At 73.5% G+C, this 12,507-nt stretch carries 13 protein-coding genes; 6 read left to right on the forward strand and 7 right to left on the reverse strand.

The annotated features are described in order from the left end of the window. Positions 1–177: 177 nt before the first annotated feature. Together E5083_RS26930 and E5083_RS26935 are read left to right on the forward strand one after the other, a co-directional pair. Positions 178–1,341 carry a glycosyltransferase family 39 protein gene (locus E5083_RS26930; protein WP_135788258.1) on the forward strand — a complete coding sequence of 388 codons (1,164 nt, stop codon included), beginning with the start codon at positions 178–180 and terminating at the stop codon, positions 1,339–1,341. A 249-nt stretch (positions 1,342–1,590) separates the two neighbouring features. Further along, entirely contained in the window at positions 1,591–2,604 is a 1,014-nt protein-coding gene (locus tag E5083_RS26935) for a phosphatase PAP2 family protein (protein WP_135788259.1), read from the forward strand. Positions 2,605–2,612: 8 nt separating this feature from the next. Here the strand turns inward: E5083_RS26935 and E5083_RS26940 are convergent, their stop codons facing one another. Further along, positions 2,613–2,828: an I78 family peptidase inhibitor gene (locus E5083_RS26940; RefSeq protein WP_135788260.1), complete on the reverse strand. Its 216-nt coding sequence runs from the start codon at positions 2,826–2,828 to the stop codon at positions 2,613–2,615. Between the two features lie 391 nt (positions 2,829–3,219). After that, positions 3,220–3,915: a transglycosylase family protein gene (locus E5083_RS26945; RefSeq protein ID WP_135788261.1), complete on the reverse strand. Its 696-nt coding sequence runs from the start codon at positions 3,913–3,915 to the stop codon at positions 3,220–3,222. Positions 3,916–4,453: 538 nt separating this feature from the next. Between E5083_RS26945 and E5083_RS26950 the strand changes: the two genes are divergently transcribed. Continuing rightward, complete coding sequence (locus E5083_RS26950) at positions 4,454–5,245, forward strand: hypothetical protein (RefSeq protein WP_135788262.1); 792 nt, start codon at positions 4,454–4,456, stop codon at positions 5,243–5,245. 138 nt (positions 5,246–5,383) lie between these two features. After that, positions 5,384–5,782 carry a hypothetical protein gene (locus tag E5083_RS26955; RefSeq protein ID WP_135788263.1) on the forward strand — a complete coding sequence of 133 codons (399 nt, stop codon included), beginning with the start codon at positions 5,384–5,386 and terminating at the stop codon, positions 5,780–5,782. A 75-nt stretch (positions 5,783–5,857) separates the two neighbouring features. Here the strand turns inward: E5083_RS26955 and der are convergent, their stop codons facing one another. The 4 genes from der to E5083_RS26975 form a co-directional block, all read right to left on the reverse strand. After that, entirely contained in the window at positions 5,858–7,342 is a 1,485-nt protein-coding gene (gene der / locus E5083_RS26960; RefSeq protein WP_135788264.1) for a ribosome biogenesis GTPase Der, read from the reverse strand. 64 nt (positions 7,343–7,406) lie between these two features. Further along, positions 7,407–8,009 (reverse strand): lysophospholipid acyltransferase family protein, encoded by a 603-nt coding sequence (locus tag E5083_RS26965; protein WP_167513645.1) that lies wholly within the window; start codon positions 8,007–8,009, stop codon positions 7,407–7,409. 62 nt (positions 8,010–8,071) lie between these two features. Further along, positions 8,072–8,767 carry a (d)CMP kinase gene (gene cmk / locus E5083_RS26970; RefSeq protein WP_135788266.1) on the reverse strand — a complete coding sequence of 232 codons (696 nt, stop codon included), beginning with the start codon at positions 8,765–8,767 and terminating at the stop codon, positions 8,072–8,074. Between the two features lie 128 nt (positions 8,768–8,895). Continuing rightward, positions 8,896–9,990, reverse strand: coding sequence for a prephenate dehydrogenase (locus E5083_RS26975; protein ID WP_135788267.1), 1,095 nt, complete (start codon positions 9,988–9,990; stop codon positions 8,896–8,898). A 254-nt stretch (positions 9,991–10,244) separates the two neighbouring features. On the opposite strand from E5083_RS26975, the gene E5083_RS26980 reads away from it, so the two are divergent. Continuing rightward, positions 10,245–10,697: a Rieske (2Fe-2S) protein gene (locus E5083_RS26980; protein ID WP_135788268.1), complete on the forward strand. Its 453-nt coding sequence runs from the start codon at positions 10,245–10,247 to the stop codon at positions 10,695–10,697. Positions 10,698–10,719: 22 nt separating this feature from the next. Then, positions 10,720–11,406: a nucleotidyltransferase domain-containing protein gene (locus tag E5083_RS26985; RefSeq protein WP_135788269.1), complete on the forward strand. Its 687-nt coding sequence runs from the start codon at positions 10,720–10,722 to the stop codon at positions 11,404–11,406. On the opposite strand, the gene E5083_RS26990 is transcribed toward E5083_RS26985, so the two are convergent. After that, a complete protein-coding gene (locus E5083_RS26990) occupies positions 11,403–12,425 on the reverse strand; it encodes an ADP-ribosylglycohydrolase family protein (RefSeq protein ID WP_135788270.1) in 1,023 nt (340 codons plus the stop codon). The genes E5083_RS26985 and E5083_RS26990 overlap by 4 nt on opposite strands. Positions 12,426–12,507 lie beyond the last annotated feature (82 nt).

Here is a 12,507-nt window from a genome sequence, read left to right on the forward strand (position 1 = left end):
GTGCCCGAAGGCCCGCCCGGACCCACGCGGGTGGCTCGTCAGCGTACGCGAGTTCATGCCCAGGTCACGTGGCGGACCTCTCACGGTTGCGCCCGATCGGTGTGGCGTGCGCCACCTCGCCACCGGGGGTCACCGGCGGATGACGGGGCGGCCGGCGCGGGCGTCGATAATCGGCCCGTGACCGAGACAGCCACGCGGGCGGCCCCTCCCGTGACTTCCCTCCCCCGCCGGGCCCTCCCGGCGCTGCTGGGGTACGCGGGGGTCCGGGCCCTGGGGCTGGCCGTGCTGGCCGGGTGGAGCGCGGCGCGCGGTACGAGCGCGCACACGCTGCTCTCCGCCCGCTGGGACTCCCTCTGGTACGCGCGGGTCGCCGGGGCGGGCTACGGCCACGAGGTCCGGCTGCCGAACGGCGACGTCCACTCCGACCTCGCCTTCTTCCCCCTCCTCCCCTGGCTGGAGCGCCTGCTGCACGCCCTGACCCCGCTGTCGTACGCGGACGCGGGCCTCGCGGTCTCCGCCCTGGCCTCGCTGGCGGCGGCGGGCGGGATCTTCGCGCTGGCGGACCGGCTGTACGGGGCGCGGGCCGGGGTGTGCGCGGTGCTGCTGTGGGCGGTGCTGCCGGTCGGGGTCGTGCAGTCGATGGCGTACAGCGAGTCCCTGTTCACCGCGCTGGCCGCCTGGTCGCTGTTCGCGGTGGTGTCCGGGCGCTGGGTGACGGCGGGGCTGCTGGCGGCGCTCGCGGGGCTGACCCGGCCGGTGGGGGCGGCGGTGGTCGCCGCGGTGTGGGTGGCGGCCGTTGCCTCGTTCGGGCGAACCGGGAGCGCGGACGGCCCGCGCGCCCCCGCCTGGCGCCGGGTGCTGGGCGCCGCCGTGGCCCCGCTGGGCGCGGCGGCGTACGTGCTGTGGGTGGGCCGTCGCACCGGGGACGGCCCGCTCGGCTACCTCGACGTGCAGGCGGGGTGGCGCAACGGCTTCGACGGCGGGTACGCCTTCGCCCGCTTCGTCGGCGGCCTGCTCACCGGGTTCCCGTCGGTCCTCGCGGGCGTCGCCCTGATCACCGGCGTCGTCCTGCTGCTGTGGCTGTACGGGGCCGGGGTGCGCCGGGGGCAGCCGCTCGCGCTGCTGGTCCACAGCGGGGTCGTGCTGGCGCTGGCCCTGTGCGCGTCGAGCTACTTCGGCTCCAAGCCCCGGCTGCTGCTGCCCGCCTTCCCCCTGCTCTTCCCGCCGGCCGAGGCCCTGGCCCGCGCCCGCCCGGCCCGCGCCGCGCTGCTGGTCACGGCGCTCGCGGCCGGGGCGGCGGGGTACGGCGCCTGGTGGCTGAACGGCTCCGGCCCGCCCTGAGGGGCCCGGCGGGCCGGGTGAGCGCCCGCCGAATACCGGACCACCTTTCGGTGAACCGAATTTGAACCGAATTAAAAGCGCCATAAAACCGCTCCCGGCGAGATCCGGGGCAATTACGGGGGCCGCTCCGGCGATATTGCCGACGTTCAGGAATTCAAGCGGTTCCTGAGAGGTTTCCCACATCACATCGTCATCACAAAGCCCCAGTACCGACCGGGAACACAGCTCACTCGCTGTAACGTCGATTGGGTGCGTACCGAACGAAAGCTCACCCGGCGTCTGGACCGGGTGTTCGCCAGGCTGGACCGTGAGCCGGAACGGCCGGCCCATATCGACGTGCCGCGGATGTCGCGGCACCGGGCCGTGCTGTTCTCCTCGACCCTGGCCTTCTACCTGGCGATCGTGTGGGCCGTGATCACCACGTCCTGGCTGGTCCGGCTGGACTGGCGGGTCATGTTCTTCCGCCCCTACCAGCAGTGGCCCGGCATCCACGCCTTCCTCGACTACTACGTGGTGCTCGGCCAGCGCGGCCCCACCGCGGTGATGGTCGCGGCCTGGCTCGGCTGGCGCTCCTGGCGCCAGCACACGGTCCGCCCGCTGCTGACCCTGGCCGCCTCGCTACTGCTGCTGAACATCACGGTCGGCGCCGCCAAGCTCGGCATGGGCCGGCTCGGCCCGCACTACGCCACCGTGATCGGCTCGAACGAGATGGGCCTGGGCGGAGACATATTTCCCTCGGGTCACACCGCCAACGCGGTCGTGACCTGGGGCATCCTGGCGTATCTGGCCTCCACGGCCAGGGCGCGCCGCTGGCTTTCCGCCCTCTCCGCGATCACCTCGCTCGGCGTCGGCCTCACCACCGTCTATCTCGGTACGCACTGGCTGAGCGACGTGTTGCTGGGCTGGGCCGCCGGACTGCTGATCCTGCTGGCGCTCCCCTGGTTCGAGCCGCTGATCTCCCGCGCGGAGAACGCGCTGTTCGCGCTGCGGGACCGGCTGCGCGCCCGCTGGCGGCGCACCGCGCCCGCGCCGGCCGCGCCGCTCGCCCCGGTGGCGCTCCAGCCGCTGGCCAAGGCCGCCGAGCCGGCCGTACCGGCGCGGGAGCCGGTCACGTCGGCGCGCGGGTCCCGGCCGCCGATCCATCTGGCGCCGGGCCCGCACACGGCCCGCTCCGAGCGCACCCCGGTCACCCCGGCGGGCAGCCGGCGTCCGCCGCACGCGGACCGGCTCCCGCGCGGCGCCTCGCAGGCCGCGCGCCCCTGACGGCCGGGTCAGCCCTTCCAGACGCGGGCGACCCGGCCGTCCTTCACCTCGAAGTTGAGACGGCCCGTGCGGTACTCCATGGTGATGATCGCGCCGGGCGGCAGCGCCCGCACCGTCTGCCAGCCCCGGCTCCGGGCGCGCCGGTCGGCGTCCTCCGGGGCCAGGCCCACATAGCTGTCCAGGGTGTCCTGCGGCTCCGGCGGCGGAGCGGGAATCTGTGCCATGCGGCCACGCTAGGCGGCCCGCGCCGACTACGGAAGGCACCCGCCGGGGCGCCGCCCGGTCACACTTCTGTCACAGCTCCCGGAGCCCGTAACCCGCGTACTCCGTCACACGTATGGGGGTTTCCGTTCACCTTCACGGGGTAATCGAACAGAATTTTCCTGTGGGGGCCCGCACGGGGTCCAATTAACGCTCGTAATGCGTCGGATCACACACCGGAACCGGCCAAGAACGGGACCGGAACGTTTTTCCCGCGAAATGCGGCGCACGCGTCCCGGAGCTGACGGCGCATAGGAAATTCACGGGTTCTCCGCACGAACAGACATGCGAACGGCCGCCGCCCTCCGGAGGGCGGCGGCCGTTGCCGTCGAGGCGGGGCCTCGCGTCAGAGCGTCAGAGCGCGAGGTGCTGCCCCGGCACGATCAGATCGGGGTCGGCCCCGATGACCGACCGGTTGGCCTCGTAGACCCGCTGCCAGCTCACCCCGTGCCGGGCGGCGATGGTGCTCAGCGTGTCGCCCTGGCGGACGGTGTAGCCGCCCCGGCCGGCTCCCCGGTCGGCGTGGGTCGTCGCCGGGCGCTGCGGGACCTGGGCGGACCGCGACGGTGCGGTCCGGGTCGGGGCGGACCGGGTGGGAGCGGACCGGGTCGGGGCGGACTTCTTCGTCACGCCCTTGTCGGTTCCGCCGCCCGTCGAGGCGCTGGACGGTGCGGACCCGTAGGCCCCGGCGCGGCCGGAGCAGACGGGCCAGGCGCCCCAGCCCTGGGCCTGCTGGACCTTGGACGCCACGGCGATCTGCGCGCTTCTCGACGCCTGGTCCGCGGTGGCGGCGTAGGCGCCGCCGCCGTAGGCACGCCACGTACTGGCGGAGAACTGGAGTCCGCCGTAGTAGCCGTTGCCGGTGTTGATGTGCCAGTTGCCGCCGCTCTCGCACTGGGCGATGCGGTCCCAGACCCCGTTGTCCGCCGCCTGCGCCTCTCCGGAGGCTGCCAGCAGCCCCAGCGGGGCGAGCAGCGCGGCCCCGGCGAGGGCGGCCGTCGTACGGCCCTTACGGGCGGTCGGACGGGTCGTATCGGCACACTCGGTCATGCAGTTCCCTCTCCACGAACCCGGGCTCCCCCTGGGCGGGGCACGGCTCGCCGCGTCGGACCGCGGTTCCTCGCGCCCGCCCCGTCCACCGGTGACCGGTGCCGCGGCCCTGACGGACCCGGCGCCGGGCGGCGGACCTACCCGAGCGGTGCTAGTTGCACACGGCGAAGGAATCTAAGGAGGACAGGTGCCGCATTTCAACAACACGCCGTCGAGGCAGGCCAGTTGGCGGTTACCGCCGGTATCGGCGATTTCCGGCCAACCACTTCATACGGTTATTTCCGCTTTTGTCGACCATGAGCGGCACCTGCCCGTGACACACATCACCCTTTCAAGTTCCTTGACTGTGCACGGAGTTGACGGTGTGTGGCCGATTCCGTGTCGAAAGTGACCCTGCGCGCAGGCCGGTTCGATTCCGTTCCCCCTGGGGCGTGACCCCCACCACAGGACGCCCGTTGTCTTCTGCATGAGCCCGCGATCCCAAGGCTCAGCGACCGGGAGCCACCCGGCCGACCGCGCGCATCCCGAGGGAGCCACCGTGCCGCGCATGCTCGACGTCAGTGACGCCGTACGCGCCGAGATCGGCGACGAAGAAGCCGACCGGCTGCTCACCGGAGCCGGCGCTCCGGGCAGTTACGACTGCACGTCCTGCCGCACTCCGGGGGACTCCGAGCAGGAACGCACCAGCACCGTCCTGTTCGTCGGGGACGAGACCGCCGTCCTCGCCTTCGCCCACGCGGGCTGTCTGCCCTCGCAGGTCGTACAGGTCACCGAGGAGCAACTGCAGGGCGCCGTCCGCTCCATCGGCGGCGAGGCCGCCCCCCAGGAGCCGGAGCAGCCGCACCGGACCACGCCCGAGCCCGCCGTGCTCGGGGTGACCAGCGGACTGGTGCTGATCGAGGGCGAGTTGCACCCGGCGCTCGTCGTCGAGCCGACCGCGCCCATCGCGCGCCCCGGCGCCACCGGGGGCGGGGACGACTTCCTCCCCCTCCTCATCGAGCAGGGCTTCATGCCGGTCACCGCGCTCGACGCCGTCCCCCCGGTGCTGCACGGCTGGTCGGTGCTGCTCGCCGTCGGCCAGTTGCACGCGGTGCTCCAGCCGGGCCCCCACGGCAGCCAGCCGGTGGCCTGGTGGCAGGCGCACCAGCCGCTCCAGGTCACCGAGAGCTGGCGGGCCGCCGCCAACAAGCACCAGCAGGTGCTGATGTTCGCGGCCCCCGTCGGCTCCATCGGCCGCCAGCCCCGCGAGGACCTGCTCCGCGACGCCCTGGACAAGGCCGCCGCCAACGGCCGCCTGGTCGCCGCCGCCCTCCCCCTCGCCGGCACCTGACCCCACCCATCCCCCCGAACACCGGCCGTGCCGTCCCCTCACCCCCAGGGCGGCACGGCCGGTCGTGCTGTCCCGGCGCACCCCCGACAGCCCCCCGCGTGGCCGCATCCCTTTGGGTGGACCGTCGTTTGGACATACGTGCACCCATACGACGCCTCTCCCCGCCGGCCCGCCCTGTCCCCCGTTCCCGTCGCCCGGTCCGGGCAGGAGAACTCCGGCGGACCCTCGTCCACGCCGATCTACGACACGCTGTACGCGGAGTGGGTCAAGACCTTCCGTACGCTGCCCGGGGACCGCAGCGGCGAGGAGAACCTGGGCTTCACCGCCTTCGGGAACCTCCCGCAGAGCACGGGCTCGTACGGCGGGCACCGGCCGGGGTCGTTCAGCAGCTCCTACAGTGCCTACAGCGCGGGGGCGTACAGCGCGCGGCAGCAGTCGCAGCAGTCCCAGTGGCAGCGGATCGGCACGATCGGGCGGGCCCAGCCGGACGGCGAGGGGCCCCCGGCGCTCCCCCCGGCCCCGCGCCAGGGCAACTGAGCCGGACACGAAGGGGCGGCCCGTCTCCACCGAGACCGGGCCGCCCCTTCGCCGTACGTATCTCCGCCGTGGCGGTTACTTCTTCTTCGCGCCGCGCTTCTCGCGCACCCGCACCGAGAGGTGGATCGGGGTGCCCTCGAAGCCGAACTCCTCGCGCAGCCGGCGCTCGATGAAGCGCCGGTAGCCCGCCTCGATGAAGCCGGAGGCGAAGAGGACGAAGCGCGGCGGCTTGGTGCCGGCCTGGGTGCCGAACAGGATGCGCGGCTGCTTGCCGCCCCGGACCGGGTGCGGGTGGGCGGCGGCCAGCTCGCCGAGGAAGGCGTTCAGCCGGCCGGTGGGGACACGGGTCTCCCAGCCCTCGAGCGCGGTCTCGATCGCCGGGACCAGCTTCTCCATGTGGCGGCCGGTGCGGGCGGAGACGTTGACGCGCGGGGCCCAGGCGATCTGGCCCAGCTCGGTCTCGATCTCGCGCTCGAGGTAGTAGCGGCGCTCTTCGTCGAGGGTGTCCCACTTGTTGAACGCGACGACGACCGCGCGCCCGGCCTCGACGGCCATGGTGACGATGCGCTGGTCCTGCACCGAGATGTTCTCGGAGCCGTCGATCAGGATGACCGCGACCTCCGCCTTCTCCACGGCGGCGGCCGTGCGCAGGGAGGCGTAGTAGTCGGCGCCCTGCTGGAGGTGGACGCGCTTGCGGATACCGGCGGTGTCCACGAACTTCCAGGTCTTGCCGCCCAGCTCGATCATCTCGTCGACCGGGTCGCGGGTGGTGCCCGCCAGCTCGTTGACGACGACGCGCTCCTCGCCCGCGACCTTGTTCAGCAGCGAGGACTTGCCGACGTTGGGGCGGCCGATCAGGGCGATGCGGCGGGGGCCGCCGACGCCGGGGCCGCCGAAGGTCTGCGCGGGGGCGTCCGGCAGGGCCTCCAGGACGGCGTCCAGCATGTCGCCGGTGCCGCGACCGTGCAGGGCGGAGACGGGGTGCGGCTCGCCGAGGCCGAGGGACCACAGGTAGGCCGCGTCGGACTCGCCGGAGAGGCCGTCGACCTTGTTGGCGGCCAGTACGACCGGCTTGCCGGCCTTGCGCAGCAGCCGGACCACGGCTTCGTCGGTGTCGGTGGCGCCGACCTTGGCGTCCACCACGAAGACGACCGCGTCGGCGGCCTCGATCGCGTACTCGGCCTGCGCGGCCACGGAGGCGTCGATGCCGAGGACGTCCTGCTCCCAGCCGCCGGTGTCGACCACCTTGAAACGGCGGCCGGCCCACTCCGCCTCATAGGTGACGCGGTCGCGGGTGACGCCGGGCTTGTCCTCGACGACCGCCTCGCGGCGGCCGATGATCCGGTTCACCAGGGTCGACTTGCCGACATTGGGGCGGCCGACGACGGCGAGCACGGGAAGGGGGCCGTGGCCCGCCTCCTCGATGGCGCCCTCGACGTCCTCGATGTCGAAGCCCTCTTCCGCGGCGAGCTGCATGAACTCCGCGTACTCGGCGTCGCCGAGAGCCCCGTGCTCGTACTCGTGCGCGGCCGAGCCGTCGGGCTGGTTCTGGTCGTTCATGAAGTCCGTACCTCGTCGTCGTTCGTGGTGATCGGTGGAAGTGGCCCGATCCGGGCCGGTTCCACTACTCAAGTGTCGCCCAGCGCCCGGTCAGGCGCCTGGCGTTTTCCAGGTGTGCGGTGAGCCGCTTCTGGATGCGCTCGGTCGCCTCGTCCAGCGCCTTGCGCGTACGCCGCCCGCTCCCGTCGCCCGCCTCGAACGGGTCTCCGAAGACCACGTCGACGCGGGAGCGCAGCGGCGGCAGGGCCTTGACCAGGCGACCGGGCTGGTCGGCGCTGCCGAGCACGGCCACCGGCACGATCGGCGCCCCGCCGCGCACCGCGAAGTAGGCGAGCCCGGCGCGCAGCGAGGCGAAGTCGCCCTCGCCGCGGGTGCCCTCCGGGAAGATGCCCAGCACGCCGCCCTGCTCCAGCACGCCGAGCGCCCGTCCGATGGCGGTGCGGTCGGCGGTGGTGCGGTCGACCTTGAGCTGGCCGATGCCGGTCAGGAAGGGGTCGAGCGGCCCGATGAACGCCTCCTGCTTGATCAGGAAGTGTGTCGGCCGGGGCGCCACGCCCATGACCATGGGGCCGTCGATGTTGTGGGAGTGGTTCACCGCGAAGATGACCGGGCCGGACGCGGGCACCTTCCAGGCGCCCAGTACGCGCGGCTTCCACAGGCCGTACATCAGGCCGACGCCGATGCGCCGGCCGATCTCGGCGCCCCGCTCCGAGGGCGGTGGCGGCTGGCTCACTTCCCGGCCCGCTTCTCCTCGACCAGGGTGACGACGCACTCGATGACCTGGGCGAGGGTCAGCTCGGTGGTGTCGACCTCGACCGCGTCGCCGGCCTTGGCGAGCGGGGAGGTCTTGCGGCTGGAGTCGGCCGCGTCCCGCTGGATCAGGGCGGCGCGGGTGGCGGCGACGTCGGAGCCCTTCAGCTCGCCGCTGCGGCGGGCCGCGCGGGCCTCCGGGGAGGCGGTGAGGAAGATCTTCAGGTCGGCGTCGGGCAGCACGGTGGTGCCGATGTCCCGGCCCTCCACCACGATGCCGTCCTCGGCCCCGGCCGCGATGGAGCGCTGCAGCTCGGTGATCCGGGTACGCACCTCGGGCACCGCGCTGACCGCGCTGACCTTGGAGGTGACCTCCTGGGTGCGGATCGGCCCGGCCACGTCGTAGCCGTCGACGGTGATCGTCGGGGCCAGCGGGTCGGTGCCGGAGACGATCTCGGGCTTGCCCGCCACGGCGGCGATCGCGGTGGGGTCCGTGAGGTCGATGCCGTTGGTCACCATCCACCAGGTGATGGCCCGGTACTGGGCGCCGGTGTCCAGGTAGCTGAGGCCGAGCTGCGCGGCCACGGCCTTCGACGTGCTCGACTTGCCCGTGCCGGAGGGGCCGTCGATCGCTACGATCACGGGCTGTGCGGTCGGGGCGGCGCCGTTTTCCACGGGAGGGCACCTTCCTGGTGAAGGGTGTCGGTCGGGGTGGCGGGACGCGAGGGCGCCCCGCACAAGGTTACTGGGTGTGGGTCACTCGTACGGACGCACGTGCGCCGTGTGACCGCCGGGGTCCCGCGCTACTGCCGCAGCGCCCAGCCCCGCTCGCGCAGCGCCTCGGTGAGGACGGGCGCGGCCCCGGGTTCGACCATGAGCTGGATGTGCCCCGCCTGCTGCCCGGTGGCGTGCTCGATACGGACGTCCTCGATGTTGACCCCGGCCCGTCCGGCGTCGGCGAAGATGCGGGCGAGCTGGCCGGGCTGGTCGTTGATGAGCACCGTGACGGTCTCGTACGCGCGCGGGGCGGAGCCGTGCTTGCCGGGGACGCGGACCTGGCCGGCGTTGCCCCGGCGCAGTACGTCCTCGATCCCGGCGCCGCCGGTGCGCCGCTTGTCCTCGTCGGCGGACTGCAGGGCGCGCAGCGCGCGCACGGTCTCGTCGAGGTCGGCGGAGACGTCGGTGAGCAGGTCGGCCACGGGTCCGGGGTTGGCGGAGAGGATGTCGATCCACATCCGGGGGTCGGAGGCGGCGATCCGGGTGACGTCCCGGATGCCCTGCCCGCACAGCCGTACGGCGGCCTCCTCGGCGTTCTCCAGCCGGGCGGCGACCAAGCTGGAGACCAGGTGCGGCATGTGGGAGACGAGCGCGACGGCGCGGTCGTGGGCGTCGGCGTCCATGACGACCGGGACGGCACGGCAGTGCGAGACCAGTTCGAGGGCGAGGTTCAGCACCTCGGTGTCGGTGTCGCGGGTCGGGGTGAGCACCCAGGGGCGGCCCTCGAAGAGGTCGGCGGTCGCGGCCAGCGGGCCGGACTTCTCCCGGCCGGACATGGGGTGGGTGCCGAGGTAGCGGGCGAGCACGGCCTCGTCCAGGCCGAGCGCCTCCAGTTCGCGGCGCGGTCCGCCCTTGACGCTGGCCACGTCGAGGTAGCCGTGCGCGAGGTCGCGGCGCATCGCGTCGGCGAGGACGCCGGCGACGTGCGCGGGCGGCGCGGCGACGAGCGCCAGGTCGACCCGGCCCTGCGGCGGCTCGTCGGTACCGGCGCCGAGGGCGGCGGCGGTACGGGCCTGCGCGGGGTCGTGGTCGGTGAGGTGGACGACGACGCCCCGCTGGGTGAGGGCGAGCGCGGCCGAGGTCCCGATCAGCCCGGTGCCGATGACGAGTGCGGTTCTCACTGGGCGAAGTCCTTGTACGGGGCGGCGGCACCGGCACGGAACCGGCTTCTGGTGGCGTCCAGCCTAGCCAGCCGGGGCGGGCCGGGCGCACGCCGACCGGGCGGCGGGGCGGGCGCCCGTTCGGCCGAGGCGGGGGCCGACCCGCTGCCGCCTCCTTCGTCCGGGCGGGGTTCGGTGCCAAGATGCCCGGAAGTATGGGGCTTTCCGTCCCCTTTTCCATGCGTTTTCCGCCTCTTGAAACTCGGAGTGACGACATGAACCAGCCCGCGACGCGGCGCACGCTTCTCGCCACGGGGGCCGCCACGCTCGCCGTCTGCTGTGTGGGATGCGGCGACGACGGCGACAGCTCCTCGGCCGCCGCCACCACCTCCCCCAGCGACGGGAGCGCCCCGGCCTCCGCCTCCGCCGACTCCGGTGACGGGCAGGCGCTGGGCAGCGTGAGTGAGATCCCGGAGGGCGGCGGCAAGATCTTCGCCGCGGAGAAGGTGGTGGTGACACAGCCGAAGAAGGGCGAGTACAAGGCGTTCTCCGCCGTCTGCACCCACCAGGGTTGCACCCTGAACAAGGTCGCGGACGGCACCGTGGACTGCCCGTGCCACGGCAGCAAGTTCCGTATCTCCGACGGCTCGGTCGCGCACGGCCCGGCCACCGAGGCGCTGGCCGCCAAGGAGATCATGGTGCACGGAAACACGGTGCACCTGGCCTGACCGCCCGCGTACGCTCCCCCGCATGCGCCCCGCCGACCTGGTCCGCGACCACACCGTCTACGCCTGTGTCATGGGCTCGCGCGCCTTCGGTCTGGCCACGGACGCCAGTGACACCGACCGGCGGGGCGTGTTCCTGGCCCCGACCCCGCTGTTCTGGCGGTTCGAGAAGCCGCCCACGCATGTCGAGGGGCCGGGCGAGGAGCGGTTCTCCTGGGAGCTGGAGCGCTTCTGCGAGCTGGCGCTGCGGGCCAACCCGAACATCCTGGAGTGCCTGCACTCCCCGCTGGTGGAGCACCTGGACGACACGGGCCGCGAACTGCTGTCCCTGCGCGGCGCGTTCCTCTCCCGCCAGGTGCACGCCACCTTCACCGGCTACGCCCTCGGCCAGCGCCGCAAGCTGGACGCCGACATCCGCGTCACCGGCGCCCCGCGCTGGAAGCACGCCATGCATCTGCTCCGCCTGCTGACCAGCGCCCGCGACCTGCTGCGCACCGGCGAACTGCGGCTGGACGTCGGCGAGGAGCGCGAGGCACTCCTCGCGGTGAAGCGGGGCGAGGTGCCCTGGCCGGAGATCGAGGCGCGGATGGCCCGGCTGGCCGACGAGACCGACGCGGCCCTCCTCCACACCCCGCTCCCGGCCGAGCCGGACGAGCCCCGGGTGGCCGACTTCCTGTACCGCGCGCGGCAGGCGTCGGCCGCGAAAACCTAGGCGTCCCAGAGCGCGCCCAGCTCCAGCAGTTCGTCCCGGTGCTCGATCCGGTCCACCCAGTCCGCCGGCCAGGCGTCCGCGCCCAGCCAGGCTCCCGCGAAGGCGCCGGTCAGGCAGGCGATGGAGTCGGAGTCGCCGGAGGTGCAGGCGGCCCGGCGCAGCGCCAGGACGGGGTCGGCGGGGAAGAGCAGGAAGCAGAGCAGCCCGGTGGCCAGCGCCTCCTCCGCGATCCAGCCCTCGCCGGTGGCCAGGCACGGATCGGTCTCCGGGGAGGGGGTGCGCAGCGCGTCCTGGAGGCGGCCGAGGATCGCCAGGCACTCGTCCCAGCCGCGCGCGATGAACTCCTCCGGGCTCGCGTCCCCGGCCCGCCGCCACAGGTCGCCGAGCCAGAGGTGGTGGTACCGGGTGCGGTTGTCGAGGGCGTACGAGCGCAGCCGGCCGACGAGCCCTTCGGGGTCCATGCCCTGGGCCAGCAGCCACACGGCGTGCGCGGTGAGGTCGGAGGCGGCGAGCGCGGTGGGGTGGCCGTGGGTGAGGCCGGACTGCAACTGGGCGGCGCCCGCCCGCTGTTCACCGGTCAGGCCGGGCGCGAGGCCGAGCGGGGCGACCCGCATGTTGGCGCCGCACCCCTTGGAGTGGACCTGACTGGCCTCCTGCCAGTCCCGCCCCTCCTCCTTCAGCAGCGCGCAGGCGGTGAGGCAGGTGCGGCCGGGGGCGCGGTTGTTCTCCGGGGACCGGTACCAGTCGACGAACTCCTCGCGCAGCGGCCGCTGGAGCCGCTTCGGCGCGAGCGAGCCCCGGCCCATGGCGGTGCGGAGCCCGCGTCCGAGCGCGAGGGTCATCTGTGTGTCGTCGGAGACGAAAGCGCGGCCCGGCAGCTCCATCTCCCGCCAGGGACCGCACTTGGCGAGGATGGAGGGCACGTCGTTGAACTCGGTCGGGAAGCCGAGCGCGTCGCCGAGGGCGAGTCCGAGCAGGGAACCGGCGGCGGCGCGTTTGCCCGCGGGCGTGGTGGTCATGGGCGAAGTCCTTCCGGGCGCCCATGACCCGGCCCCCGTTGGTCCGGCCGCATGGCCACCCGACTAATCGTCAGGTTGACCA

Origin of the sequence: Streptomyces bauhiniae, from assembly GCF_004784475.1 — a bacterium.
Lineage (GTDB): Bacteria > Actinomycetota > Actinomycetes > Streptomycetales > Streptomycetaceae > Streptomyces > Streptomyces seoulensis.

Coding starts and splice junctions, on each gene's coding strand:
- E5083_RS26940 (WP_135788260.1), bottom strand. CDS start 2,828: ATGGCACAGATTCCCGCTCCGCCGCCGGAGCCGCAGGACACCCTGGAC.
- E5083_RS26945 (WP_135788261.1), bottom strand. CDS start 3,915: ATGACCGAGTGTGCCGATACGACCCGTCCGACCGCCCGTAAGGGCCGT.
- E5083_RS26985 (WP_135788269.1), top strand. CDS start 10,720: ATGCGCCCCGCCGACCTGGTCCGCGACCACACCGTCTACGCCTGTGTC.
- E5083_RS26980 (WP_135788268.1), top strand. CDS start 10,245: ATGAACCAGCCCGCGACGCGGCGCACGCTTCTCGCCACGGGGGCCGCC.
- der (WP_135788264.1), bottom strand. CDS start 7,342: ATGAACGACCAGAACCAGCCCGACGGCTCGGCCGCGCACGAGTACGAG.
- E5083_RS26990 (WP_135788270.1), bottom strand. CDS start 12,425: ATGACCACCACGCCCGCGGGCAAACGCGCCGCCGCCGGTTCCCTGCTC.
- E5083_RS26965 (WP_167513645.1), bottom strand. CDS start 8,009: ATGTACGGCCTGTGGAAGCCGCGCGTACTGGGCGCCTGGAAGGTGCCC.